Consider the following 26069-nt stretch of genomic DNA (forward strand, 5'->3'; position numbering starts at 1 on the left):
CTAGAGGTCCGCGAGGGCCGTCAGCGCATCACTGAGCTTGGTTACCGGAATCACCTTCATGCCCTCGATCGCCTTGCGCGGTGCGTTCGATTTCGGCACCAGCGCCCGCGTAAAGCCGTGCTTGGCTGCTTCGTAGATTCGTTCCTGGCCGCTGGGTACCGGGCGGATCTCGCCGGAGAGGCCGACTTCGCCGAAGATCACCAGGTCCTGAGGCAGGGCGCGGTCGCGGAAGGAGGAGACGATGGCGGCCAGAAGGGCCAGGTCGGCGCTGGTTTCGTTCACCTTTACACCGCCCACAACGTTTACGAACACATCCTGGTCGGACACATGCATGCCGCCGTGGCGGTGCAATACGGCAAGGAGCATGGCCAGCCGGTTCTGATCAAGGCCGACCGCGACCCGTCTGGGGTAGCCGCCCTGAGCCATATCCACCAGAGCCTGGATTTCCACCAGCATGGGGCGGGTACCTTCCCAGACCACCATCACTACGCTTCCCGGGGCCGCCTCTTCGCCGCGGTTCAGGAAGATCGCGCTGGGGTTCTTCACTTCCTTCAGGCCCTGTTCCAGCATGGCGAACACGCCCAGCTCATTCACCGCACCAAACCGGTTCTTGATCCCCCGAAGGGTTCGATAACGGCTGTCGCTGGAGCCTTCCAGCAGGATCGAGCAGTCAATCATGTGTTCCAGGACTTTCGGGCCGGCGAGGCTGCCGTCTTTGGTGACATGGCCGACCAGGAACAGGATGGTGCCGGTCTGCTTGGCGAAACGGGTCAGGTAGGCTGCGCTTTCCCGCACCTGTGAGACGCTGCCAGGGGCGGACTCGATATCCGCCATGTGCATCACCTGAATACTGTCTACCACCAGAATCCGGGGCTTTTCCGCCTCAGCCACCTGCATGACTCGCTCGACACTGGTTTCGGATAGCATCTTCAGGTCTTTGGTGGGCAGGCCCAGCCGTTTGGCGCGCATGGCGACCTGTTGCAGGGATTCCTCACCGGTGACATATAAGGCAGGGACGCTGGCGGCAAGATGGCAGACGGCCTGTAGCAGCAGTGTGCTCTTGCCGGCGCCCGGATGGCCGCCCATCAGTACGGCAGAGCCTTCGACCAGGCCGCCGCCCAGGACCCGATCGAACTCCTGCATGCCGGAGCTGATGCGGGGCTGCTCGGCGAGGCTGACGTCGTCCAGGCTTTGAACCTCGGATAGGCTTCCGGCGAATCCCTCAAAGCGGGCACCGCGGGCGCCTTTGCTGTTGCTGCTGACGCCGCGGACTTCGCTGATGGTGTTCCAGGCCTGGCACGCCGTGCATTGGCCCTGCCATTTGGAATAGTCTGCACCGCATTCGGTGCAGACAAAGGCGGTTTTGGTTTTTGCCATGAAGGGTCGTTGCCTGATTGTTCGTCGGATTACGGCTTTGCCTAATCCGACCTACGGTCTGGTTCTGGCGTTTGTAGGTCGGATTAGGCCCCCAAGGCCGTAATCCGACAAAGGGCCTTACGCAAGCTTCTTGTACTTCATGCGCTTGGGCTGCATGGCTGAATCGCCCTTACGCTTCTTGAAGTCCTCATCGTACTCCGTGAAGTTGCCTTCGAAGTACACCACCTCGCCATCATCTTCGAACGCCAGAATGTGGCTGGCTACGCGGTCGAGGAACCAGCGGTCGTGCGATATGACTAATGCAGAGCCCGGGAAGTTCAGCAGGGCTTCTTCCAGGGCCCGGAGCGTTTCCACGTCCAGATCGTTGGTCGGCTCATCCAGCAGCAGCACGTTGCCGCCCTGTTTAAGCAGCTTGGCCAGGTGCAGGCGGTTGCGCTCACCGCCGGACAGGTCGCCAACCCGCTTCTGCTGGTCGCTGCCCTTGAAGTTGAAGCGGCCAACGTAGGCCCGCGATGGCGTCTCGTAGTTGCCCACCTTGATGATGTCGTTGCCGTCGGAGAGTTCCTCCCAGACAGTTTTGCTGCCGTCGAGGTCCCGCATCTGGTCGACGTAGGCCAGTTCAACAGTTTCGCCAACGGTAATGTCACCGGAGTCCGGCTTGTCGAAACCGGCAATCATCTTGAACAGGGTGGATTTACCGGCGCCGTTACCGCCGATGATGCCCACGATGGCACCGGGCGGTACGCTGAAGGACACGTCTTCATAAAGCAGGCGGTCACCGAAGGACTTGCTGATGCCGTCCACCTCGATCACCTTGTTGCCCAGGCGAGGTCCGGGCGGAATGTAGAGTTCGTTGGTTTCGTTGCGCTTCTGGAATTCTTGGGAACTCATCTCCTCAAAGCGGGCCAGACGGGCCTTGCTCTTGGACTGACGGCCCTTGGCATTGCTGCGAACCCACTCCAGTTCCTGCTTGATGGCTTTCTGATGAGAGGCTTCCTGCTTGGATTCCATCTCCAGGCGCTTCTCCTTGTTTTCCAGCCACTGGCTGTAGTTGCCTTCAAACGGAATGCCGTGGCCACGGTCCAGTTCCAGGATCCAGCCAGCGACGTTGTCGAGGAAGTAGCGATCGTGGGTGATGGCGACCACGGTGCCTTCGTAGTCATGCAGGAAGCGCTCGAGCCAGGCCACGGATTCGGCATCCAGGTGGTTGGTGGGCTCGTCCAGCAGCAGCATATCCGGGCCGGACAGCAGCAGACGGCACAGTGCGACCCGGCGGCGCTCACCACCGGAGAGAACGCTTACTTTCTGATCCCAGGGTGGAAGACGCAGGGCGTCCGCGGCAACTTCCATCTTGCGTTCAATGTCGTGGCCATCGGTGGCCTGGATATAGGCCTCCAGCTCGCCCTGCTTCTTGGCCAGGGCGTCAAAGTCGGCATCCGGTTCGGCGTAGGCTGCGTACACCTGGTCCAGTTCGGCCAGGGCGTCGTGGACGCCGGAAACCGACTCGTCGACGATCTCCTTGACGGTTTTTTCTTCGTCCAGCTCCGGCTCCTGGGGCAGATAGCCCACGTTGATGCCAGGCTGCGGACGGGCTTCACCGATGTAATCCTGGTCTACGCCCGCCATAATGCGGAGCAGTGTGGATTTACCGGCACCGTTGAGGCCCAGAACGCCGATCTTGGCGCCGGGGAAGAAGCTCAGGGAGATGTCTTTCAGAATCTCGCGCTTGGGCGGGACCACCTTGCCCACGCGGTTCATGGTGTAAACGTATTGGGCCATGTTGGCAGAATCCTTTTATCAAACAATCGCTTGAGAAATGAATACACGTCAGGTGCCTGATCAAGGCCTTCCCCGAAGGCCGACGCCTCGGGTGCCGGTACCTGAGAACAGTAATCGGCTAAGGTAACGAAACGTACCTTTGATAGCAATTGAGCAGAAACCGGAGTTGGCCGCATGCCGGTATCTGCGGACGGTATAAAGGGTGATTTTTCACCCGTTTGTAAGATAGAATAGCGGCCCAATTTTTCAGGGAGCCTGCGGAGATCGCCAAAGCTCTCCGGGCCAGCCAAGCACACAGGGGCAGCGCATCCATGTTTAATCGTGAAATGAAAATCGCCGGCTTTGACGACGAACTCTGGAACGCCATGCAGGCGGAAGAGAAGCGTCAGGAAGCTCACATCGAGCTGATCGCGTCCGAGAACTATACCAGCCCCCGGGTGATGGAAGCCCAGGGCAGCGTGCTGACCAACAAGTACGCGGAAGGCTATCCGGGCAAGCGCTATTATGGCGGCTGCGAGTTTGTGGATATTGCCGAAGATCTGGCGATTGAGCGCGCCAAGGAACTGTTTGGTGCTGCCTATGCCAACGTTCAGCCGCATTCCGGCTCCCAGGCCAACTCCGCTGTCTTCATGGCTCTTCTCAAGCCCGGTGACACTGTTCTGGGCATGAGTCTCGCCCATGGTGGGCACCTGACTCACGGCGCCAGTGTCAACTTCTCGGGCAAGATCTACAACGCTGTGCAGTACGGTATTAACACCGACACCGGCCTTCTGGACTACGATGAAATCGAGTCGCTCGCTCTGGAACATAAGCCAAAGATGATTATCGCCGGGTTCTCCGCGTACTCTCAGGAGCTTGATTTTGCCCGGTTCCGCGAGATTGCGGACAAGGTGGGTGCCTACCTGTTCGTAGATATGGCCCACGTGGCTGGTCTGGTAGCCGCCGGCGTTTACCCGGATCCGGTTCCCCACGCCCACGTGATTGCAACCACCACCCACAAGACCCTGCGCGGTCCCCGTGGTGGCCTGATCCTGGCCTGTGACGACGCCGACCTGCAGAAGAAACTGAACTCTGCGGTTTTCCCTGGTGGCCAGGGCGGCCCGTTGATGCACGTGATTGCCGCCAAGGCCGTGTGCTTCAGGGAAGCCATGAGCGACGAGTTCAAGACTTATCAGCAGCAGGTTGTGAAGAACGCCTCCGCCATGGCTCAGGTGTTCGTTGATCGCGGTTATGACGTTGTCTCCGGTGGCACCAAGAACCACCTGTTCCTGGTCAGCCTGATCAAACAGGACATTACCGGTAAAGATGCGGATGCGGCACTGGGCCGTGCCCACATCACCGTGAACAAGAACGCGGTTCCCAATGATCCCCGTTCCCCGTTCGTCACTTCCGGTCTGCGTATCGGTACCCCGGCGATCACCACTCGCGGTTTCGGCGAGTCCGAGTGTCGTGACCTGGCTGGCTGGATCTGCGATATCCTCGATAACCTGGACGATGAGGCGGTCAACAGCCGGGTTCGCGAACAGGTGAGTGCGCTCTGCGCCCGTTTCCCTGTCTACGGCTAATCGTTTTATAGCTAGACTACAGGCATGACCTGCCGGGCCGATCTTTCGGCCCGGCTTCCTCTTCGGAGTTCCTGACTATGCATTGTCCCTTCTGTGGTGAAGCAGATACCAAGGTGATTGACTCCCGGCTGGTGGCCGAGGGAGATCAGGTGCGTCGCCGCAGGGAATGCCTGTCCTGTCGGGAGCGGTTCACGACCTTCGAGTCTGCGGAGCTGGTGATGCCCCGTGTGGTCAAGCAGGATGGCACCCGGCAGCCGTTTGATGAGGAAAAGCTGCGTTCGGGGTTAATGAAAGCCCTCGAGAAGCGACCGGTCAGCATCGAGCAGATTGATGCGGCCCTGAACCGGATCAAATACCGTTTGCGGGCGACCGGCGAGCGGGAAGTGAAATCCATGCAACTGGGCGAGGAGGTGATGACCGAATTGCGTCAGTTGGACAAGGTCGCCTATGTCCGCTTCGCTTCCGTGTATCGCAGCTTCCAGGATATCAACGAATTCAAGGAAGAGATTGAGAGGTTGTCGGCAAGCAACGGCGAGGCGGCTGTCGATGTTGCCAAAGCGCTGGCGGATAACCACGCCCCAAAAGGAAAGGCATGATCGAGAACCGCGACAGGGCCATGATGGCGCGGGCTGTCCAGCTTGCCTGGCGCGGTCGGTACTCTACCCATCCCAATCCCCGGGTTGGCTGTGTCATTGCCCGCGGCGATCTGATACTCGGTGAGGGCTGGCATGAGCGTGCCGGAGAAGCCCACGCTGAGATCCGCGCCCTGAGTCAGGCCGGTCCGGACGCCCGGGGAGCGACAGCCTATGTAACCCTGGAGCCGTGCAGCCACTTTGGTCGTACACCGCCCTGTGCCAGGGCGCTGATTGATGCCGGTGTCGCCCATGTGTATGCCGCCACCAAGGATCCGAATCCCTCGGTATCGGGACGCGGGCTGGATATGCTGAGGGAGGCTGGCGTTCAGGTTACCGAAGGCTTGCTGGCGGAAGAAGCTGTTCGCCTGAATCCGGGTTTCATGAAGCGCATGAACACCGGGCGGCCCTGGGTGCGGCTGAAAATGGCAGCGAGCCTGGATGGTCGTACTGCCATGGCTTCTGGCGAGAGCCAGTGGATAACCGGTGCTGAGGCCCGGCGGGATGTCCAGCGCCTCCGAGCGATCAGCGACGCCATCCTGACCGGTGTTGGCACTGTGCTCGCCGATGATCCTTCGCTGACAGTCCGTCGCGAGGAGCTCGGAGACATTGGCGATGCCACCGAGCCGTCCAGGCAGCCGCTGCGGGTAATTGCCGACCGGGATGCGCGCACGCCCTCCACGGCGAATATTCTCCAGGGCGGCAATGTGCAGGTGTTCTGTGCATCATCAACTCTGGCCACAGCGCCGGCCCAGGATCTGGCGGCACTGGGCATCAGCCTTACCGGCGTCGCCTGGAAAGACAACGGCATTGATCTGGCCGAACTGCTGGACTCGCTGGGGGAGCTGGGTATCAACGAGCTGCTGGTGGAGGCGGGACCGACTCTGGCTGGAACCTTCATTAGCGAAAATCTGGTCGACGAACTCTGGCTCTACCAGGCGCCGGTTTTCCTGGGCAGTACGGGGAGGCCGACCGCCCACCTGCCGCTGGAAACCATGGCAGATAAAGTACAATGGAACGTGCTGGATCGACGTCAGGTGGGTGAGGATCAGCGCCTGATTCTCACTCGCCGGTAATTCATAAACTCAGGATGTTCCGGAAGCCAACATTTGCCGGAGCGCCGCAAGGGTAAAAAACCACATGGCACTGAACAGCATTGAAGACATCATAGAAGATATCCGTCAGGGCAAAATGGTCATACTGATGGATGACGAGGATCGCGAGAATGAGGGCGATCTCGTGATGGCTGCTGAGCATTGCACAGCCGAAGCCATCAACTTCATGGCCCGGTTTGGTCGTGGCCTGATTTGCATGCCTATGACCCGGGACCGCTGCGAACAGCTGGGTCTTCCACTGATGGTGCAGCAGAACGCATCCGGCTTCGGAACCAAGTTTACCCTCTCCATTGAGGCCGCTGTAGGCGTGACGACTGGCATCTCGGCTGCGGACCGTGCCCGTACTGTTCAGGCGGCAGTGGCGCGCAACGCCAAGGCCAGTGATCTGGTCCAGCCCGGCCATATTTTCCCGTTGATGTCTGATCCCGGCGGTGTGCTGAGCCGCGCCGGGCACACGGAAGCATCCTGTGATCTTGCGGCGCTGGCCGGCTGCGAGCCGGCGGGTGTGATCTGCGAGATTATGAATGACGATGGCTCGATGGCCCGTCGGGAAGATCTGGAGCGGTTTGCCGAAGAGCACGACCTCAAGATCGGCACCATTGCCGACCTGATTCATTACCGCACCATGAACGAACGCACCGTGGAGTGTGTGGAAGAGAACGACCTGGACACCGAGTACGGCGTGTTCAAGCTTCGGACCTATCGCGACAACATCCAGGGAGCCACTCATCTGGCCATGTTGATGGGAGATATTTCCCCCGACGAACCGGCCTTTGTACGGGTCCACATCACCGATACCCTTCGGGATCTTCTGGGGGCCCGTCGCAAGGATTCACGTAGCTGGCCTCTGCATCACGCACTGGAAAAAGTGGCGGAAGAAGGCAAGGGCGTGGTTGTCCTGCTGAACAGTGCCGAGGACAGCTACAATCTGGAAGACCGTATCCAGGAATTCTTTGATGAGGGTAAAGGCTCCTCTGGCAAGGGCAGCTCAGGCGTTTACTTCACCGTAGGCACTGGTTCCCAGATTCTCCGGGATATCGGTGTCGGCAAGATGCGTCTGCTGAGCCCGCCGATCAAATTCTCGGCCATTTCCGGTTTCGACCTGGAAGTTGTTGAATACGTTCCCTATACCCCCGAATGATAAACCCGGTCGTGGCCCTGATGCCGCGACACGTGAAGGAGCCATCGATGGCAGATATCAGAGTAATTGAAGGTGATTTTACCGAGTGCAGTGGGCGCTATGCGCTGGTGGTGGGCCGTTTTAACGGCTTTGTTGTAGAAAGCCTGGTTGAGGGCGCGTTGGACACCCTGCGCCGTCACGGTATTTCCGATGATGACGTCACCATTGTTCGCGTGCCTGGGGCCTATGAAATGCCCCTGGCGGTTAAGCGCGTTGCAGAAACCGGCGAGTACGATGCGATTATCGCCCTGGGTGCTGTCATCCGTGGCGGAACGCCCCATTTCGAGTACGTTGCCGGCGAAGCCTCCAGTGGTCTTGGCGCTGTCAGTCTTGATACTGACGTGCCGGTGACTTTCGGTGTCCTGACGGTGGACTCCATCGAACAGGCCATCGAGCGTTCGGGCACCAAGGCCGGTAACAAGGGTGCGGAAGCGGCGATCACCGCCCTTGAAATGGTCAGCCTTTTCAAGAAGCTGGGTGAGTAATGAGTGACACTGAAGGTACATCACCGCAGCCGGCCCCGTCCGGCAAACCGAAAGCCGGTGATCGACGCCGTGCCAGGGCCCTGGCCATGCAAGGGCTCTATCAGCGCCATTTCAGCAAGACGGCGATTTCTGACATTGAAGCCGAGTTCATGGTCGACAATGACATGACCAAGGTTGATCTGCTGTATTTTCGCGATCTGCTCCGTGGTGTCCATCGCGAGCAGGGCGAGCTGGACAAATTGATCGAGCCTTTTCTTGATCGGCCCATTCACGAGGTGGATCCGGTGGAGCTGGCTATCGTGCGCCTTGGGGCCTATGAGCTGAAGCATCGGCTGGATGTGCCCTATAAGGTGGTTATCAACGAGGGCATTGAAATGGCCAAGCGCTTCGGCGGCACCGAGGGCCATAAGTTCGTCAACAGCATCCTCGACAAGCTGAGCGGCCGACTCCGGCTCGCTGAGACCCGCTCCCGCTAGCCCATGGGCGAGTTCGAGCTGATTCGGCGTTACTTTCTGCCGCTCGCCGGGCGGCAGAAATCCCGAGCCTTGATTCTCGGGCCGGGGGATGACTGCGCGATTCAGCGGATACCCGCCGGCCGGGATCTTGTCTTTTCCGTGGATGCTTTTGTTGAAGGCGTCCATTTCCCCCGAAACTATCGCCCGGATTACCTGGGTTGGCGTGCGCTCGCCGCAGCAGCCAGTGATCTCGCCGCCATGGGTGCCGACCCGGAATGTTTCACCCTTGCGCTGACCCTGCCGGCCCTGGATGAGCAGTGGCTTGAAGACTTCTCGAGAGGGCTGAGAAGTGCCAGCGAGGCGTTCGGTCTTGAATTGGCGGGTGGGGACACCACCTCCGGACCGCTTACTTTGAGCCTGCAGGTGCATGGCACCGTGGAGCAGGGGGCCGGGATTCGACGCTCGGGCGCCCGTCCCGGCGACCTGATTGCGGTGTCGGGAACCCTGGGTGACGCCGGAGCTGCCCTCGATTATCTCTCGGAACCTGCCCCCTCCGCTGACATGCTCGCCGTGCTGGAGCATTATCACCGGCCCCGGCCCAGGCTGGATCTTGGGCGAGGGATTCGCCAGTATGCCAGCGCCGGAATTGATATCTCTGATGGTTTGCTGGCTGATCTTGGGCATATTCTGGATGCTTCCGGGGTGGGGGCCCGGATTGAGAGTGCCAGGTTGCCGCTTTCGCCTGAGCTTGTCAGGCTCAAGGGCGAGAAGGCTTTGGACTACGCATTGCGTTCAGGAGACGATTACGAGCTGTGCCTGTGTTTCCCCCGGGAAAACTGGGACCGCGCACCGGCCTCTCTCACGAGCGGGCTTACCGTGATCGGTTCGGTCGAGGCCGAGCAAGGGCTGTATCTGGATGGCGCCGACTGCAGTTCGGAGGCGCTACCTGCGGGTTTTGATCATTTCGGGAGTGAATCATGAGTCAGGAAGGCCCGACTCCGGAGCCGGAGGCCCCTGCAGTCATACTGCCGCCGGGCTTTTTGCGGAACCCGGTACACTTGCTCGCTTTTGGTTTTGGCAGTGGCGCAACGGCGAGGGCACCTGGCACCTGGGGAAGCCTGGCAGCCATCCCGCTCTGGTACAGTTTTGCCTGGTTACCGCCCGTGGGCTACTGGCTGGTGGTCTTGGTCGCTTTTATCGTAGGCATCTGGCTCTGTGGCAAGACCGCCGACGACCTCAAGGTTCATGATCATGGCGGCATTGTCTGGGATGAATTCGTCGGGATGTGGATCGCCCTTGGCCTGTTCCCCGACAATATCTATGGAGTTCTGGGGGCTTTCGCTCTGTTCCGGCTTTTTGACATTGCAAAACCATGGCCCATCAGTTGGCTGGACCAGCACCTGCCAGGCGGTTTGGGTATCATGGTTGACGATGTTGTTGCCGGCGTCATGGCCCTGATCTGCCTGTGGGCAGTGGACGTGTGGCTGGTGCCCGTCATGGTCTAGACGGGCACAAAGGCCTGTCAGTGAAGCTGTTGTTCTTCCGGCAGCATACGGACCACGTGCAAAAAGCGCTTGAGGCCTGTTTCCGCGCGCTCCCGTGAAGCGAACGGGCCACTGTCAAACCCTTCCCGGGTGGTGAAGTACCACTTGCTCCCTACGCAGAAGAATCGACTACTGCGAAAGGGAACCGGCCCTTCTTCTCCGGTCCTGCGTTGGGTGTCCATGGCGTCTCCTGTACTGCCCGCTTTTCGTTTTTGCTTTTCGGGCGCCGCGTTAATATCTGCCGATCTGTTTAAAATTAACCCAATTCAGGGCGAATTCAACATTTTTTTACAATTTTACGGGTTGGGTCTCAATCGGGATCATGGATTAAAAATCCGGAATGGTGCCGGCGAAGCGCGCGGTTGTCTTGCCCTTGTCAGATGCACTCGTCAGAATGCTACGAAACTGGCGCCAGCCTGACGCCATTTCCATCCTCATGCCAAGGAGACTAAATGAACATTTCTCATCTGATCCGTGTTTTCCAATCAACAGGACAGGGCTGGCGCCGAGGCGTCGCACGCGTTCGCGCCGCACTGGGTGCAATGGTTGTAATGTCTCTGGTGGGATGTGCTTCCAGTGTCAGCGTTGTGGAAACCTGGGAAGGCAACCCAGCGGCAGCGTCCAATGCCGCCACGCTTGAGGCACCAGGTGAAATCCGGGTTACCCGGGTGAATGGCCGGGCCATGACTAACTTCCTGATGGACGATCTGGCACTCGACTACGCCCTGCTTCCCGGTGAAAACGAGGTTGTTTTTGTCTACAAGACCATCTGGGCGAAAAGCGGTGTGGTCAGAAACGGAGAATCGAAAGTTCACGTGATCGAGAGCGAGCCTCAGGTTGTTCGTTTCGAAGCAGAAGCCGGTGAAACCTATCGTTTCGACTTTGATCAGCCGGAGTCTCGTCAGGAAGCCGAGCAGGAAATGCCGGAGTTCTCCGCAGAGATCGTCTCGTTGGCGGGAGCGTCTGTGGCAACTTCAACCGTTTGGGATCCGAGTGAGCGGATGACCGCTGCCCGCACGCCGATTCCGGAATCTACCTCCGGGAGCTCTCTGGTAAGTGGTGATAACGCGCTTGAACAGCTGAAAACCATCTGGGAAACAGCGAGTGACGAGGAGAAAAAGGCGTTTCTTCGTTGGGCGTTTGAGTAACCTGAGTCTTGCTTGACCGTTTCCGGGGCCGTTTCAGGCCCTGAAACGTTTCAGGGCTTTCTTCAGAAGTCCCTCCAGTGCGGTCATGGCGTCATCCGCAAGGGTCTGTGTTGGGGAAGCCGCTATGGGCTCCTTGTCAGCGTCCGCTCCGAGCCGCTGCATGGCGTTTTCGATGGCACTGAGGCTGTCATCCACGTGAGCCTGCAGCGACTCTCCGTTAGCCACCACGTCCGGACAGGTGGTGAAGTTAAGTGTCAGTCTTCCCTCATAGCTTACCGCAACAATGACCAGCCCCATGCTGTCGAACAGCGGCGCCGTATTGTATTGCTGAACCAGGCGTGCGCCCTGCAGATAAAGTGACACCTGTGGTCCGGGAACGTTGGTGATTGGCAGATTGAACACTGGCTGGTAACGCTGGGCAATTTGCAACTCCGAGTAAAGTCTCGCGGACAGCGCCAGCATGGTGGACGGTAGGAGTTCCGTCAGCCGATCGGCAGCAATGGCCTCCCGGTAGGGCTCCGAAGCAACCGCGTTCCAATGTATCCGGCGAATGCGGTGGGCAGGATTGGTTTCATCGGTGGCCAGATCCAGCAGCATGGCGGACATCTGGTTTCCGGTTGCCCGGCGCAGGCTGCTGGAACGCACCGAAATCGGTGTCATTGCCACCAGGGACTTGTCAGCATTGGCGCCCTCGCTGATCAGATAGCGCTTCAGGGCCTCGGCGCAAAGGCCCAAAACCACATCGTTCAGTGTTACATCCCCCAGGAAGGCTTTGATCGCCTTAAGTCTCGAAAGATCCACGCTGGCGGCGACAATCTGCCGATTTGCCGTAATCTGGCGGTTGAAGGGGCTGTGGGGGGCTGAGAACAGCGGAAGCGGCAACGGCAGCTTGCGCAGCTGCTTCTGGATCAGGCCGCGGGCAGTAGCCTCGGCGGCGTTGAACGCCAAAGACGTGATCTGTAGGGGCGTGCGAATGATGTTCGCGCCCGCCTGAAGCATGACCCGCTCTTCCGAGGGTTCTGGTCTGGGCTGCCAGGGTCGCGGTGGCGTAATTGGGCTGGGCTCGGGTGTGTACTCGAGTAGTTTGCCAATAATCTCCTCTCCGCTGAAGGCGTCGATAGCAGCGTGGTGCAATTTGACGATGAGAGCGAAGCCGTCGCTGCCGGTGTTCTCCTCGTCCAGTTTGAAACCGTCAACAAAGGTGATGTGCCACAGGGGTCGGTCCCTTTTAAGCGGTTCCTCCAGAATCCGTGAGGCCAGCGTCATCAGGCTTGCCTTGCGACCGTGTTCGCCCAGGTTAACGTAGGCGAGGTGGCGCTCGATGCTGAAATCGGGATCATCAATCCAGTAGGGGCGGCCCAGGCGCAGGGGGATTTCTTTCAGGCGTTGCCGGAAAACCGGCACGACATGCAGGCGGCTTCGAAGGTAGGCGACAAAGGTGCTGAAGGCCAGCGGTTGCTCCCGCTCGGAGGCATCGAAGAGATAGATGCCTCCGATGTGCATCGGTGTGGTTTCCGACTCCAGATACAGGAACGAGGCATCCAGTTCCGACAGTTGCCGCATCAGAGAGCTCCCTTCGGCGTTGGTTTCAGCTGCAGTATAAACGAAGTGTCCCGGTAAACGGTTGACTCATTTGCCTGGTTTGACTCCGAGTTGAAGTCATATCATTTGCTTTATTTTCAGCCTGTTAGCCAGTCGGAAACGGCTCCCTCCGAGCTAAGTCGGTCCCAGAACCACATCAAGGCCTTGCCCTGGTCTTCGGCATGCCGGGCCAAGTGCAGTTTAATTGGCTGGCGCGATTCCTGAACGTCCTTGATGACCAGTTTTCCTTCGTTCAGCTCTTCGCTGATTCTTGCCCTGGGTAACCATCCCACGCCAAGGCCGGCGACCTGTATGGCGATCTTCTGATCAATGTTGGCCACAGTCAGGGTTCGCTGACGGTGGAATATGCCGGCGTGGCCCGGGGGCAGGGACCTTGATGTGTCTGCAGCGACGGCTGCCGGATAACGGGAGATGTCGTCCTCGGACAGCGGCGCTTCAGCATCCGCCAGGGGGTGATCGGAGGCAACGGCAAAAACGAACGGCATGTCGCCCAGGGATTTGGTCGTGTAGTTTCCGGCCGGCTTGCTGAAATTATCGGCGCCTATAATCAGGTCCACCCGGCGGCTTTGCAGCGCATCCCAGGTACCGGCGAATACCTCTTCCACAATTTGCACATCCACCGGCACGCCCAGCTCATAGAATTCCTGGATTGCCGGAAACAGGCATTCCGCAGGCAGGAGAGAGTTGAAGCCGATCCTTAAACGGGTTTCCCAGCCCTGGGCGACCTGGCGGGTGGTGTGCGCGAGGTTCTCTGCTGCTTCCAGGAGGGTACGACCCTCTTCCAAAAGATACCGGCCGGCCGGTGTCAGTCGCGCGCGGTGGCCAGTGCGGTCGTAAATGGCCACGTTCAGATCCTCTTCCAGTTTCTGCACGGTGTAACTGATGGCAGAAGGAACCCGGAACAGTTCGTTGGCAGCACCGGCAAAGCTGCCTTTGCGGTCTATGGCATCAAGGACTTTGAGGGCGTCTATGGTGATGGCTGTATGCATGTTCGAATAATCTGAGGTTGTTGGCCAGAAATGCTTGTTTGAGAGCGTAGCAGGGTCCCCGGTATTCTGCCCATATTGATTTCATCATGTTCAGGAATTTTAACGGGAGGGCATCATGGGCCTGCTGATTGACGGCAAATGGCACGACAAGTGGTATGACACCGACAAGACCGGTGGCAAATTTGAACGGGAGGCGGCCCGGTTTCGGAACTGGGTGACCGCCGATGGCTCGCCGGGGCCGGATGGCGAAGGCGGTTTCAAGGCGGAATCCGGGCGCTATCACCTGTATGTATCCATGGCCTGCCCCTGGGCGCACCGGACTTTGATTTTCCGGAAGCTCAAGGGGCTGGAGAAGCACATTTCGGTGTCAGTGGTGCACCCGGACATGGTGGAAAACGGCTGGGAGTTCCGGCCCGACAGTGAGCAGCATCGGGATCATCTCCACGGATTCCGTTTCATGCACCAGGTCTATACCAAGGCCGCCCCCGAGTACTCCGGCCGGGTAACGGTGCCGACCTTGTGGGACAAGCAGAAGGAGACGATTGCGAGCAACGAGTCTGCCGAGATTATCCGGATGTTCAATTCGGCGTTTGATGGCCTTGAGGGTGTTCGCACCGACCTGGATTTCTACCCCGATGATCTGCAAGACGATATTAATGAAGTAAATGCCCGGGTCTATGAGACGGTCAATAACGGTGTTTACAAGGCGGGTTTTGCCACGGCGCAGGACAAATACGAGGAGGCGTATAACGCGTTGTTCAACTCACTCGACTGGCTTGAGGAGCGGTTGTCTGGCCAGCGCTATCTGGTGGGTGGTCAGCTAACCGAGGCTGACTGGAGGTTGTTCACCACATTGATCCGGTTTGATGCGGTGTACTACAGCCACTTCAAGTGTAACCGCCAGCGGATCAGTGATTTTCCGGCGCTTTCCGCCTACGTTCGGGATCTCTACCAGGTGCCTGGCGTGGCGGAGACCGTAGATATCGATCAGATCAAGCGTCATTACTATGTAAGCCAGAGAACCATTAACCCGACGCAGATCGTGCCAGTCGGGCCGCAGCTGGACTTTGATTCGCCCCATGGCAGGGAAGTCTTGGGGTGAGTTGCTGGTGACCAGTGTCGGATTACGGCTTCGCCTAATCCGACCTACCCGGGGTCAACCAGCTGCATGAAAACGTAGGTCGGATTAAGCGAAGCCGTAATCCGACAAACCGCTAGCGAAAAGGCTCACTAGCTAACCCGCGCAACCGCAATGTCAGTCAGCAATACCATCGCTTCCTTGTGCGCCGATTCGGGAAGGCATTTCAGGCAGCCGGCGGCCAACGCGGCCTGCTCCCGGGCCTTGGTCATGGTGTATTCGATCGCACCTGAGCGCTCAACGATATCGAGGATGCGGGGCAGATCATCCAGGCCGCCTTTTCGGATCGCCTGACGGATAAGCTGCCGCTCGTCCTCGGTCCCGTGGGTCATGGCGTGGATCAGGGGTAGAGTAGTTTTGCCTTCAGCCAGGTCGTCGCCGACATTCTTGCCCATGGCTTCGGCATCGCCCCGGTAATCCAGCACATCGTCAACCAGCTGGAAAGCAAGGCCCAGGTGCTTGCCGTAGTCTTTCAGCCCCAGTTCCTGCTCCTCACCGGCAGCGGCGAGCAGGGCGCCGGTGTGAGAGGCGGCTTCGAACAGCATGGCGGTCTTGTTGTGGATGACCTTCATGTACTGGTCTTCCGTGAGGTCCGGGTTTTTCACGTTCATCAGCTGCATGACCTCGCCTTCAGCGATTACCGCCGTGGCATGGGACAGGACGTCCATTATGCGCAGGCTTTTCAGCTCCACCATCATCTCGAAAGCACGGGCGTAGAGGAAATCACCTACCAGAACGCTTGGCGCGTTGCCCCAGCGGGCGTTGGCGGTGCTCCGGCCCCGGCGCATGTCTGAGGTGTCCACTACATCGTCGTGTAGCAGGGTGGCGGTGTGCAGGAATTCGATCACGGCGGCGAGCTTGAGATGGTCGTTTTCCTCGTAGCCGGCGGCCTGGCTGGAAAGCAGAACCAGCAACGGTCTCAAGCGCTTGCCGCCGCTTTCAATGATGTACTGGGCAATTTTCTCCACCAGGGGAACATCTGAGGAAAGCCGCTGGATGATCAGATCATTAACGCGGCTGAAGTCGTCGGCCACGGTGTCGTAAATGCGCTGGGCTGTCATGCGGCTTGTGGATCCCTTGCTGGTGTTATCGTCGTTACGATCGTTGATATTAAAGGCAGGTCGCGGCAATGCTAGGTATTGCCGAAGGTAGTGTCAACTTGGCTTGTGTTGCGGTGCGTCTTTTCGTACAATCACGCGCCCAACTCATCCCAACCTGCGCTCCCTGCTATAGGGTCGCCAGAGCGCCTCCCTTAGAACCAGGTGGATAAGAGCAGGGATGGGTCAATCGTGGAGAACGAGTGAATGTACGCAGTTATTGTTAGCGGTGGTAAGCAGCACCGTGTAAAGGAAGGCGAAACCCTGAAGCTGGAAAAGCTGGAAGTTGAAACCGGTGGCAACGTTGAGTTCGATCGCGTTCTGCTGATCGCCGACGGCGACAAAGTTCAGGTAGGCGCGCCGGTTGTTGATGGTGCCAAAGTGACAGCGGAAGTGGTTAGCCACGGCCGTCACGACAAGGTTCAGATCATCAAGTTCCGTCGTCGTAAGCACCACATGAAGCGTCAGGGCCACCGTCAGTGGTTTACTGAAGTCAAGATCACGGGTATCAAGGGCTGAGGCTCTCGAATTACCCCTTAAATAAGGAGGCTGGTAATGGCTCATAAAAAGGCAGCAGGTAGTACCCGTAACGGTCGCGATTCCGAGTCGAAACGACTTGGTGTGAAGCGCTATGGCGGTGAGACCGTATCTGCAGGCAGCATCATCATTCGTCAGCGTGGCACTCGTTTCCACGCTGGTAGCAACGTTGGCATTGGCAAGGACCACACCCTGTTCGCGAAAGCGGAAGGTCAGGTGAAGTTCGAAGTCAAAGGCCCGCAGAGCCGTAAGTTCGTGAGCATCGTTCCGGCTGCGTAAGCAGCGGCGATCCGGTTCTGTCGAACCTTGGGTGGCGCTGATATCCTGATATTATCAGGTGTTCAGAGCCATCCGGAGCCCCGCAAAGCTTCCTAGAGGCTGCGGGGCTTTTTAGTTTATGCGCATGGCGCAAAGGGTTGATTCATGAAATTCGTAGACGAAGCCACCATCATTGTGGAAGCCGGCAAGGGCGGTCACGGCTGCCTAAGCTTCCGGCGTGAAAAATACGTTCCCAAGGGTGGCCCCGATGGTGGCGACGGGGGCGATGGTGGTTCCGTGTATCTGGAAGCCGAGGAGTCGTTGAACACGCTGATCGACTACCGGTTCCAGCGCAAACACAAGGCCCAGAATGGCGAGCCAGGCTCCGGCCGCAACTGTACCGGCAATAAAGGCGAGGACCTGGTTCTGCCTGTTCCGGTCGGTACCACGGTGGTCGATATGGACACCCATGAGGTTCTGGGCGATCTGACCCATGCCGGCCAGCGCCTTAAGGTGGCTCAGGGCGGGTTTCACGGTCTTGGCAACACCCGTTTCAAATCGTCGGTGAATCGCGCCCCGCGCCAGACTACCAAAGGCTCTGAGGGCGAGCTGCGTAACCTGAGGCTGGAGCTGAAGGTGCTGGCAGATGTGGGGCTGCTGGGTATGCCCAATGCCGGCAAGTCTACCTTCATCCGTTCGGTATCGGCGGCCCGCCCGAAAGTCGCGGACTATCCATTTACCACGCTGGTGCCCAATCTTGGTGTGGTCAGCGTTCAGGCGCACCAGAGTTTCGTGATTGCCGATATTCCCGGTTTGATTGAAGGTGCCGCCGAAGGTGCGGGCCTGGGTATCCGCTTCCTGAAGCATCTTGTTCGTACCCGGCTGCTACTGCATCTTGTGGATGTGGCGCCATACGATGGCTCGTCGCCCGCCGATGCGGTAAGAGCGATCGAGCATGAGCTGGAGAAATTCAGTGAAACCCTCGCCAACCGCCCAAGGTGGCTGGTGCTGAACAAAGTGGACATGGTGGCCGAGGAAGACCGCGATGCCCATTGTCAGGCGATCATCGATGAGCTCGGGTGGCAAGGGCCGGTGTTCCGGATTTCCGCGCTCAGCGGCGAGGGCACCAAATCCCTGGCTCAGGCTGTCATGCGCTGGATTGAAGAGCAGGCCGAAGAAGAAGCCCAGAATCCGGAATTTGCCGAGCGGGAAGCGCAGCGACGCCGGCAGATGGACGACGAGGCTCGCGCCCGTATTGAAGCCGAGCGCCAGGCCCGGCGCGCGGCCCGTGAAGAAGACGATGACGACGACTTTGACGATGATGATTACGACGTCGAAGTGGTCTACGCCCCAGAGTAAAAGCAGGACTGACACCAGAGAGATTGCTCACGTACCATGACTGAACGCCTACAGCTGCGCCAGGCCCGCCGCCTGGTTATCAAGATCGGAAGCGCCTTGCTGACCAACGACGGCCGTGGCCTGGACGTGGCTGCTCTCGGTTTATGGGTGGATCAGATCGCAGAGCTGATCGAAGACGGCGTTGAGGTGGTTGTTGTCTCCTCTGGCTCGGTAGCCGAAGGGATGAGTCGGCTTGGCTGGACCGTCAGGCCGGAGCAGCTCCATGAGCTTCAGGCGGCGGCAGCCGTCGGTCAGATGGGGTTGGTGCAGACCTGGGAGGCTCAGTTCAAGCTGCATAACATCCATACCGCCCAGATTCTGCTCACCCATGACGACCTGTCGGACCGCAAGCGTTACCTTAACGGCCGTGGCACCCTCCGCGCCTTGCTGAACTTTGGTGTGGTGCCAATCGTTAATGAAAACGACACCGTGGTCACCGACGAGATCCGGTTTGGCGATAACGACACCCTGGGCGCGCTGGTTGCCAATCTGATTGAGGCCGATGGCCTGATTATCCTGACTGACCAACTGGGCTTGTTTGACAAGGATCCGAGGAAGCATGCGGATGCCCGCCTGGTGACCGAGCGTCGGGCCGGAGATCGCGAGTTGGATGCCATGGCCGGAGGTGGCGCCGGTGTTCTTGGTCGTGGCGGTATGCAGACCAAGTTGCGGGCTGCCCGGCTTGCTGCCCGTTCGGGGGCTTTCACCGTCATTGTAGGTGGCCGCATTGAAGATGTGATTGGCCGGTTGAGGCAGGGTGACGTGATCGGCACTCTGTTGTTGCCGGAGCAGGGTCGAATTGCTGCGCGAAAGCAGTGGCTCGCCAGTCATCTGCAGACTCGTGGCAGGCTGACATTGGATGACGGCGCCGTAAAAGTGCTCTGTCTTGGTGGGCGCAGTCTTCTCCCGGTGGGCGTTAAAGGGGTTTCAGGGCAGTTCCGGCGTGGGGAGATGGTGTCCTGTTTCGATCAAAGTGGCCGTGAAATTGCCCGGGGGCTGGTGAATTACGACGCCGATGAGGCCAGGGCCATTGCTGGCCGGTCCAGTGACCGGATTACCGAAATTCTTGGCTATATGTCGGGTGAGGAGATGATCCACCGCGACAATCTGGTGATTGTGTGATGATCGCTCGCCCATAAAAAAACCGGCCAAACGGCCGGTTTTTTTATGCCTGAGTCTAGCGACTTATGCGCTCTTCAGGGCCTTGATCCTGGCGCTAAGGCGGCTCTTGCTACGAGCAACCTTGTTCTTCGCGAAGATGCCTTTGTTAACCATGCTGTCCAGAATCGGCTGAGCCTGCTGGAAAGCGGCCTGGGCTTCTTCGTAGTTGCCGGATTCGATCTTGGATTGAACCTTTTTCATGTAAGTACGAGCCATGGAACGCAGGCTTGCATTGTGCTTGCGGTTCTTCTCGTTCTGACGTGCGCGCTTCTTGGCTTGCGGGGAATTTGCCACCGTAAAACTCCTGAAAATCTCAAATTCGTTGCTGAATGATTCGTTACATCGCGGGCGCGCCAAAACCAGCGCGTCGAAATAAATGACGCGGAACTATGCCGCTCAAACCTCCAAATGTCAAGGCTAAAACCCATTTCATCCCCCGACACAGAAGGCCTGTGGTAAACTCGCGGCTCACTGACCACGGACTGAACCGGGAAGCTAGTAATTCCCGAAATACCCGCGCCAAAAGGATGTCCAGAATGCCAGACAAGGGCCTGCATGTCGTCGGAACCTGAATCAACGCCTGAACAGAAGCAATTGCCCAGGGCGCCCGGCCTGCTCAGGTCGTCGGGGCTTGTGGGTATCATGACCATGCTGTCCCGGGTGTTGGGTCTGGTTCGGGATATGGTCATCGCCCGCTATTTCGGCGCCGGTGCCGGGGCGGATGCCTTTTTCGTTGCGTTCAAGATCCCGAATTTCCTGCGCCGGCTATTTGCTGAAGGCGCCTTCTCCCAGGCTTTTGTGCCGGTACTCTCATCCTATCGGGAGAATCAGTCACTCTCGGACGTCCAGCGGCTGGTCAATGCTGTGGCAGGCTCCCTCGGTTTGGTGCTGTTGGGCGTCACGCTGGTGGCCATTCTCGGGGCGCCGGTTCTGACGGCGGTTTTTGCCCCTGGCTTCCTGGATGATGATGTGAAATTTGCGCTTACCAGCGATATGTTGCGCATCACCTTTCCGTACCTGTTGCTGATCTCGCTGACCGCTTTCGCGGGCGGCATCCTCAATAGTTATGATCGCTTCGCCGTGCCAGCGTTTACCCCGGTTCTCCTGAACCTGGCGATGATTGCGGCGGCCATCTGGTTGACGCCGCTGATGGATGAGCCGGTGATGGCTCTGGCCTGGGGTGTTTTCATTGCCGGCGCTCTGCAGTTGTTTTTCCAGTTGCCGTTTCTGATGCGGTTGGGCCTGTTGCCGCGGCCTCGGGTGGATTATCGCCACGAAGGCGTCAGCCGGATTCTCAAGCTGATGGCGCCTGCGCTGTTCGGGGTGTCGGTCAGCCAGATCAACCTGTTGCTTGATACGGTTCTGGCGTCCTTTCTTCAGACCGGCAGCGTGTCCTGGCTGTATTACTCTGACCGGTTGTCGGAACTTCCCCTTGGGGTGTTCGGCATAGCCATTGCCACGGTAATCCTGCCGAGCCTTTCCCGCAAACACGCCACGGCGTCAGCGGACCAGTTCGCGGCCACCCTCGACTGGGCGGTTCGGGCGGTTCTGTTGATCGGTTTGCCGGCCGCCCTGGCGCTTGCGCTGTTGGCCGAGCCGCTGATTGCCACACTGTTTCACTATGGCGCGGTAACTGACCGGGATGTGGCCATGTCGGCCCAGAGCTTGAGGGCCTATTCCGCCGGTTTGCTGGCGTTCATGCTGATCAAGGTTCTGGCCCCGGGGTTTTTCGCAAGAGAAGACACCAGAACGCCGGTCAAGATCGGCATCATTGCCATGGTGGCAAACATGGTGTTTAACCTGATTCTCATTTTTCCGCTGGCTCACGCCGGTCTCGCGCTGGCCACCTCCATATCGGCCTGGTTGAATGGCTATCTTCTTTGGCGCGGACTGCGGAAGGAGGGGGCCTGGCAGAGTCAGCCCGGCTGGCCCCGTTTCCTGGGGCAGCTGCTGTTTGCCAACGGTGCGCTTGCGGCCATCATTGTCTGGCTCAACGACCCGGTGTCGGTGTGGCTGGCAAACGGCGGTTATCAGCGGGCGGCGGATATGGGGTTGCTGGTGGGGGCCGGCGTAGCCGTCTACTTTGTTGCACTGGCGCTGGCCGGGGTTCGGGTAAGACATTTCCGCCACAGGTAAGGTATAATCGCGCGTTTTCTCACCAGCGTTGCGGTAAAAGTGAGCGCTGAAAGCTAGCTGGCAATTGAAGGTTCGCATTGCATGCGTCTGATCCGGGGCCTGACCAACCTGAAAATGCTTTCCCGTCGGGAGGACTCGCCGCTCGCCAACGGGTGTGTCGCCACCATTGGTAACTTCGACGGTGTGCATCTTGGGCACAAGACCATTATTGATCAGGTCAAAAGAAAGGCTGAAGCTCTGGGTGTGCCCTCGGTGGTGATGATTTTCGAGCCTCAACCCCGGGAGTTTTTTCAGGGCAAAGAAGCGCCACCCAGGCTGATGGGATTTCGTCAGAAGTTCGAGGCCCTGCTGGCGGAAGGCATCGATATTGTGCTGTGCCTGCGCTTCAATCAGGCGTTTCGCAGCTATTCGGCCATGGGTTTTATTGACGATGTCCTTATTCAGGGGCTGGCTGTCCGGCATCTGGTGGTGGGAGACGATTTCCGTTTTGGCTGTGATCGTGCGGGCGATTTCGCACTTCTCGAGAAGGTTGGCAACGACGCCGGGTTTACCGTTGAAAATACCCTTACAGTGACGGTAGGCGGAGAACGGGTGAGCAGTACCCGGGTTCGGGACTTGCTGACGGTGAATGGACTTGAGAAGGCTGAATCGCTTCTTGGCCACCCCTATCGAATCCGGGGCCGGGTCGTGTATGGCCGTCAACTGGGGCGCCAGATTGGCGCACCGACTGCGAATATTTTGCTGCACAGAACGCCGGCCCTGCGCGGTGTCTATGTGGTGGCCGCCACCCTGGATGACGGCTCCCGATTCGATGGCGTTGCCAATATCGGTGTACGCCCGACCGTTGACGGCAAGCGGCCTTCACTGGAAGTGCACCTGTTTGACTTTGCTGGCACACTTTATGGCCAGCATCTGGAAGTGGTATTCCGTCACGGCCTGCGGGACGAGGAAAAATTCGGTTCCGTGGATGAGCTGAAAGATCAGATTGCCCGGGATTTCGAGCATGCCCGGGCGTGGATTGCCGAAAACGGCGCTGTGAAAAGCGCGGATTGAAACGCCCGGCTGCGCCCCAACGAATAAACGACTGACCAAAACTGACCAAGACCAAAAGAGTACGCACACAAACCATGAGCGACTACAAGCACACCCTGAATCTGCCGGAAACCGCCTTCCCCATGCGCGGCAACCTGGCCAAGCGCGAGCCGGAAATGCTCAAGCGCTGGCAGGATCTCGACGTCTACGGCAACCTGCGCAAGCAGCGTGAAGGGCGGGAAAAGTTCATCCTCCATGATGGCCCTCCCTACGCCAACGGCAGCATTCACATTGGTCATGCGGTCAACAAGATTCTCAAGGACATGATCGTCAAGTCCCGCAGTTTCATGGGCTACGACGCGCCTTACGTGCCGGGCTGGGACTGCCATGGTCTGCCCATCGAACACAAGGTGGAGCAGGAAATTGGCAAAGCCGGTGTGAAGGTGGATTACAAGACCTTTCGCCAGGCGTGCCGGGACTATGCCACCAAGCAGATCGCCGGTCAGAAGGCCGATTTTATCCGTCTGGGTGTCATGGGGGAGTGGGACAAGCCCTACCTGACCATGGATCCCAGGGTTGAGGCGGGTATCGTTCGTGCCCTGGGCAAGATTGTCGCCAAGGGTCACCTGGTGCGTGGTTACAAGCCGGTTTACTGGAGTGTGGTAGGTCAGTCCGCACTGGCAGAAGCCGAGGTTGAATACCAGGACAAAACCTCTACCCAGATCGACGTGCGCTTTACCGCGGTTGATCAGGCAAAAGCCCTGACACTGTTCGGCACTGATAATGGCAGTGGCGATGTGTCCGTTGTGATCTGGACCACTACGCCTTGGACCATTCCGGCTAACCAGGCCGTTTCCCTCAATGCGGATCTGGACTACGCACTGGTGCAGGCCGATGTCGGGCAGGGACCTGAGCGCATGATTCTGGCCGCCGACATGGTCGATGGCATCATGGCGCGCTGGCAGGTCGAGAGCTACGAAGTGCTGGCAACCTGCTCTGGTGCAGCCCTGGAAAACCTGGTTCTCCAGCATCCGATCTACGACAAGCAGGTGCCGGTCATCCTGGGTGATCACGTGTCTACCGATGCCGGTACCGGCGCTGTTCATACCGCGCCCGATCACGGTATGGAAGACTTTGAGGTGGGCAAGGCCTACGACATCGGCACCATCAATCTGGTTCAGGCGGATGGTACCTACACCTCGGCCGCCGGTGAGCTGGCAGGTGTGCATGTTTACAAGGCGGATGAGCCAGTTTGCAGTGCGCTCGAGCGCGAAGGCAAACTGGTCCGCTCCGAGAAGTTCCGGCACAGCTATCCCCATTGCTGGCGTACCAAGACCCCGCTGATCTACCGGGCAACGCCCCAGTGGTTTATCAGCATGGACAAGGAAAACCTGCGCGCTGATGCTCTTGAAGCTATCCAGGGTGTGCGCTGGGTGCCTTCCTGGGGTAAGAACCGTATCGAAGCCATGTTCAACCAGTCTCCGGACTGGTGCATCTCCCGGCAGCGGACCTGGGGCGTGCCCATCACCCTGTTTATCCATAAGGAAACCCAGGAACTGCACCCGGACACCCAGAACCTGATCGAAAAGGTGGCCCAGCAGATCGAGGAGGGCGGTATCGACGCCTGGTACGAGCTGGATGCGTCTTCCCTGTTGGGCAGTGATGCCGAACAGTACGAGAAGGTGACGGATACCCTGGATGTCTGGTTCGATTCCGGTGTCACCCACGAGTCGGTCCTGCGGGTTCGCGAGGAACTGGGCCAGTTCCCGGCGGATATGTACCTCGAAGGCTCAGACCAGCACCGTGGCTGGTTCCAGTCGTCCCTGAAGACCTCCATTGCCATGAATGGCGTGGCGCCTTACAGGCAGGTTCTGACCCACGGCTTTACCGTCGATGGCAAGGGCCACAAGATGTCCAAATCCCTGGGCAACGTCATCGCGCCCCAGGAAGTCATGAACGAGCTGGGCGCCGACATCCTGCGCTTGTGGGTGGCCGCAACCGACTACAGCGGCGAAATGACCGTGTCCAAGGACATCCTGCGCCAGACCGCCGATGGTTACCGCCGGATCCGGAACACCTCCCGCTTCCTGCTGAGCAACCTGACCGGATTCGATCCGGAGCAGCATATGGTCGCGCCGGAAGACATGATCGCGCTGGATCGCTGGATGGTGGACCGTGCCCTGCAATTGCAGGAAGAACTGCATGAGGACTATGGCAACTACGCCTTCCTGCGGATTTACCAGAAGGTGTACAACTTCTGTGAAGCCACCCTGGGCGGCTTCTATCTGGATATCATCAAGGATCGCCAGTACACCACCCAGGCCGACAGTCTGGCGCGTCGTTCCTGTCAGACGGCCCAGTACCATGTGGCCGAAGCCCTGGTTCGCTGGATCGCCCCGATTCTCAGCTTCACCGCTGATGAAATCTGGCAGCATCTGCCGGGTAAGCGCAGCGATACCGTGTTCTATGAAACCTGGTACGAAGGCCTCACTGCGCTGCCGGACAACGCAGAGTTCGGCCGCGACTACTGGCGCGAGATGTACAGTGTGAAAGAGGCCGTCAACAAGTGCCTTGAGGAAGCCCGGGCTCGGGGTGAAATCAAAGGTTCGCTCAGTGCCGAGGTGACTCTGTTCTGCGAAGGCGACCTGGCTGCCGATCTGAAGCACCTGGGTGAGGAGCTGCGGTTTGTTCTGATTACTTCCGAGGCCAGTGTCAAACCGGTTTCAGGAGCGGGCGATGCGGAAATGACCTCCCATGAAGGTCTCCGCGTGAAGGTGACGCCCGCCGCTCACACCAAGTGCGAGCGCTGCTGGCACCACCGGGAAGACGTCGGCCGTAATGCCAAGTACGACGATCTCTGTGGTCGCTGTGTGACCAACGTGGAAGGGCCCGGCGAAGCCCGCGCCTACGCCTGATGGACGCGACCATGACGGAGCAGGTCATCGGAAGCAAACTGAAGTGGCTTTGGCTGGCGGTACTGGTGATCGTTCTGGATCTCGGCACCAAGGCCATGGCCACCGCTATGCTGACCTATGGCGACCCTGTACCGGTCATACCCATGTTCAATCTGACGCTGCTCCACAACACCGGAGCAGCGTTCAGCTTCCTGGCCGAAGCTGCTGGCTGGCAACGCTGGTTCTTTGTAACTCTGGCGCTGGTGGTCAGCGTGGTACTGATCTACTGGCTGAAAAACCTGCAGCGTCATGAGACCTGGACCGCCATTGCCATCGTACTGATACTCGGCGGCGCCCTTGGCAACGTCTACGATCGGGTGGTGCACGGCTACGTGGTCGACTTCCTGCACTTTTACTGGCAGGACTGGCACTTTCCCGCCTTCAACCTGGCCGACACCGCGATCACCATCGGTGCCGCCATGATGATACTTGATATGTTCCGCAAACCCGCCGATTCGGACGGGAATGCTGAAAGGAGTGAGTAACT

The 26069-nt window shown here is 58.8% G+C and carries 25 protein-coding genes; 18 read left to right on the top strand and 7 right to left on the bottom strand.

The genetic code is table 11. The features are described 5' to 3' along the window. Both radA and ettA read right to left on the bottom strand, forming a co-directional pair. Window positions 1–1377: a DNA repair protein RadA gene (radA, locus tag ACO06L_RS18415; protein WP_202348072.1), complete on the bottom strand. Its 1377-nt coding sequence runs from the start codon at window positions 1375–1377 to the stop codon at window positions 1–3. Between the two features lie 117 nt (window positions 1378–1494). Next, on the bottom strand, window positions 1495–3156 hold the full coding sequence (ettA, locus tag ACO06L_RS18420; RefSeq protein ID WP_202348071.1) for an energy-dependent translational throttle protein EttA: 1662 nt from the start codon (window positions 3154–3156) through the stop codon (window positions 1495–1497). Between the two features lie 311 nt (window positions 3157–3467). On the opposite strand from ettA, the gene glyA reads away from it, so the two are divergent. The 8 genes from glyA (at window position 3468) to ACO06L_RS18460 (ending at window position 10093) form a co-directional block, all read left to right on the top strand. Beyond that, complete coding sequence (gene glyA, locus ACO06L_RS18425) at window positions 3468–4721, top strand: serine hydroxymethyltransferase (RefSeq protein WP_202348070.1); 1254 nt, start codon at window positions 3468–3470, stop codon at window positions 4719–4721. Window positions 4722–4798: 77 nt separating this feature from the next. Next, on the top strand, window positions 4799–5317 hold the full coding sequence (gene nrdR / locus ACO06L_RS18430; protein ID WP_202348069.1) for a transcriptional regulator NrdR: 519 nt from the start codon (window positions 4799–4801) through the stop codon (window positions 5315–5317). Then, window positions 5314–6429, top strand: coding sequence for a bifunctional diaminohydroxyphosphoribosylaminopyrimidine deaminase/5-amino-6-(5-phosphoribosylamino)uracil reductase RibD (ribD, locus tag ACO06L_RS18435; protein ID WP_202348068.1), 1116 nt, complete (start codon window positions 5314–5316; stop codon window positions 6427–6429). Before nrdR ends, ribD begins: the two co-directional genes overlap by 4 nt. Before the next feature lie 64 nt (window positions 6430–6493). After that, on the top strand, window positions 6494–7609 hold the full coding sequence (gene ribBA / locus ACO06L_RS18440) for a bifunctional 3,4-dihydroxy-2-butanone-4-phosphate synthase/GTP cyclohydrolase II (RefSeq protein WP_202348067.1): 1116 nt from the start codon (window positions 6494–6496) through the stop codon (window positions 7607–7609). Between the two features lie 47 nt (window positions 7610–7656). After that, a complete protein-coding gene (gene ribE, locus ACO06L_RS18445) occupies window positions 7657–8133 on the top strand; it encodes a 6,7-dimethyl-8-ribityllumazine synthase (protein ID WP_008170762.1) in 477 nt (158 codons plus the stop codon). After that, a complete protein-coding gene (gene nusB, locus ACO06L_RS18450; RefSeq protein ID WP_202348066.1) occupies window positions 8133–8609 on the top strand; it encodes a transcription antitermination factor NusB in 477 nt (158 codons plus the stop codon). The genes ribE and nusB overlap by 1 nt, the downstream gene beginning before the upstream one ends. A 3-nt stretch (window positions 8610–8612) precedes the next feature. Next, window positions 8613–9569 carry a thiamine-phosphate kinase gene (gene thiL, locus ACO06L_RS18455; RefSeq protein WP_202348065.1) on the top strand — a complete coding sequence of 319 codons (957 nt, stop codon included), beginning with the start codon at window positions 8613–8615 and terminating at the stop codon, window positions 9567–9569. Further along, complete coding sequence (locus ACO06L_RS18460) at window positions 9566–10093, top strand: phosphatidylglycerophosphatase A (RefSeq protein ID WP_202348064.1); 528 nt, start codon at window positions 9566–9568, stop codon at window positions 10091–10093. Before thiL ends, ACO06L_RS18460 begins: the two co-directional genes overlap by 4 nt. A 17-nt stretch (window positions 10094–10110) precedes the next feature. On the opposite strand, the gene ACO06L_RS18465 is transcribed toward ACO06L_RS18460, so the two are convergent. Continuing rightward, window positions 10111–10314, bottom strand: a complete 204-nt coding sequence (locus tag ACO06L_RS18465; protein ID WP_064230225.1) for a DUF6316 family protein — start codon at window positions 10312–10314, stop codon at window positions 10111–10113. Window positions 10315–10719: 405 nt separating this feature from the next. Between ACO06L_RS18465 and ACO06L_RS18470 the strand changes: the two genes are divergently transcribed. Further along, complete coding sequence (locus ACO06L_RS18470) at window positions 10720–11280, top strand: DUF2057 family protein (RefSeq protein WP_413772197.1); 561 nt, start codon at window positions 10720–10722, stop codon at window positions 11278–11280. 33 nt (window positions 11281–11313) lie between these two features. Here ACO06L_RS18470 and ACO06L_RS18475 read toward each other — a convergent pair whose 3' ends face one another. Both ACO06L_RS18475 and ACO06L_RS18480 read right to left on the bottom strand, forming a co-directional pair. Further along, window positions 11314–12843: a WS/DGAT/MGAT family O-acyltransferase gene (locus ACO06L_RS18475; RefSeq protein WP_064230224.1), complete on the bottom strand. Its 1530-nt coding sequence runs from the start codon at window positions 12841–12843 to the stop codon at window positions 11314–11316. 116 nt (window positions 12844–12959) lie between these two features. Further along, window positions 12960–13871: a LysR substrate-binding domain-containing protein gene (locus ACO06L_RS18480; RefSeq protein WP_064230223.1), complete on the bottom strand. Its 912-nt coding sequence runs from the start codon at window positions 13869–13871 to the stop codon at window positions 12960–12962. A gap of 115 nt (window positions 13872–13986) precedes the next feature. On the opposite strand from ACO06L_RS18480, the gene ACO06L_RS18485 reads away from it, so the two are divergent. Beyond that, on the top strand, window positions 13987–14973 hold the full coding sequence (locus ACO06L_RS18485) for a glutathione S-transferase family protein (protein WP_202348063.1): 987 nt from the start codon (window positions 13987–13989) through the stop codon (window positions 14971–14973). 128 nt (window positions 14974–15101) lie between these two features. Here the strand turns inward: ACO06L_RS18485 and ispB are convergent, their stop codons facing one another. Continuing rightward, window positions 15102–16070, bottom strand: coding sequence for an octaprenyl diphosphate synthase (gene ispB / locus ACO06L_RS18490; protein ID WP_064230221.1), 969 nt, complete (start codon window positions 16068–16070; stop codon window positions 15102–15104). Window positions 16071–16313: 243 nt separating this feature from the next. On the opposite strand from ispB, the gene rplU reads away from it, so the two are divergent. The 4 genes from rplU to proB all read left to right on the top strand — a co-directional run bounded on the left by rplU (window position 16314) and on the right by proB (window position 19421). Next, the gene (gene rplU, locus ACO06L_RS18495; protein ID WP_008170744.1) at window positions 16314–16625 is read left to right on the top strand and encodes a 50S ribosomal protein L21; all 312 of its coding nucleotides are present in this window, start codon (window positions 16314–16316) and stop codon (window positions 16623–16625) included. A gap of 36 nt (window positions 16626–16661) precedes the next feature. Continuing rightward, window positions 16662–16922: a 50S ribosomal protein L27 gene (gene rpmA, locus ACO06L_RS18500; protein WP_064230220.1), complete on the top strand. Its 261-nt coding sequence runs from the start codon at window positions 16662–16664 to the stop codon at window positions 16920–16922. 144 nt (window positions 16923–17066) lie between these two features. Then, window positions 17067–18260 (top strand): Obg family GTPase CgtA, encoded by a 1194-nt coding sequence (gene cgtA / locus ACO06L_RS18505; protein WP_202348062.1) that lies wholly within the window; start codon window positions 17067–17069, stop codon window positions 18258–18260. 36 nt (window positions 18261–18296) lie between these two features. Further along, the gene (gene proB / locus ACO06L_RS18510) at window positions 18297–19421 is read left to right on the top strand and encodes a glutamate 5-kinase (protein ID WP_202348061.1); all 1125 of its coding nucleotides are present in this window, start codon (window positions 18297–18299) and stop codon (window positions 19419–19421) included. Window positions 19422–19484: 63 nt separating this feature from the next. Here proB and rpsT read toward each other — a convergent pair whose 3' ends face one another. Next, window positions 19485–19754: a 30S ribosomal protein S20 gene (rpsT, locus tag ACO06L_RS18515; RefSeq protein ID WP_064230217.1), complete on the bottom strand. Its 270-nt coding sequence runs from the start codon at window positions 19752–19754 to the stop codon at window positions 19485–19487. 261 nt (window positions 19755–20015) lie between these two features. Between rpsT and murJ the strand changes: the two genes are divergently transcribed. From murJ to lspA, 4 genes are all read left to right on the top strand, one after another. Next, complete coding sequence (gene murJ / locus ACO06L_RS18520) at window positions 20016–21596, top strand: murein biosynthesis integral membrane protein MurJ (protein WP_202348060.1); 1581 nt, start codon at window positions 20016–20018, stop codon at window positions 21594–21596. A gap of 81 nt (window positions 21597–21677) precedes the next feature. Beyond that, window positions 21678–22649 carry a bifunctional riboflavin kinase/FAD synthetase gene (gene ribF / locus ACO06L_RS18525; protein WP_202348059.1) on the top strand — a complete coding sequence of 324 codons (972 nt, stop codon included), beginning with the start codon at window positions 21678–21680 and terminating at the stop codon, window positions 22647–22649. 74 nt (window positions 22650–22723) lie between these two features. Further along, complete coding sequence (gene ileS, locus ACO06L_RS18530) at window positions 22724–25543, top strand: isoleucine--tRNA ligase (RefSeq protein WP_202348058.1); 2820 nt, start codon at window positions 22724–22726, stop codon at window positions 25541–25543. After that, a complete protein-coding gene (gene lspA, locus ACO06L_RS18535) occupies window positions 25543–26067 on the top strand; it encodes a signal peptidase II (RefSeq protein ID WP_202348057.1) in 525 nt (174 codons plus the stop codon). The genes ileS and lspA overlap by 1 nt, the downstream gene beginning before the upstream one ends. Window positions 26068–26069 lie beyond the last annotated feature (2 nt).

It is taken from the genome of Marinobacter sp. (genome assembly GCF_965229985.1).
Classification (GTDB): domain Bacteria; phylum Pseudomonadota; class Gammaproteobacteria; order Pseudomonadales; family Oleiphilaceae; genus Marinobacter.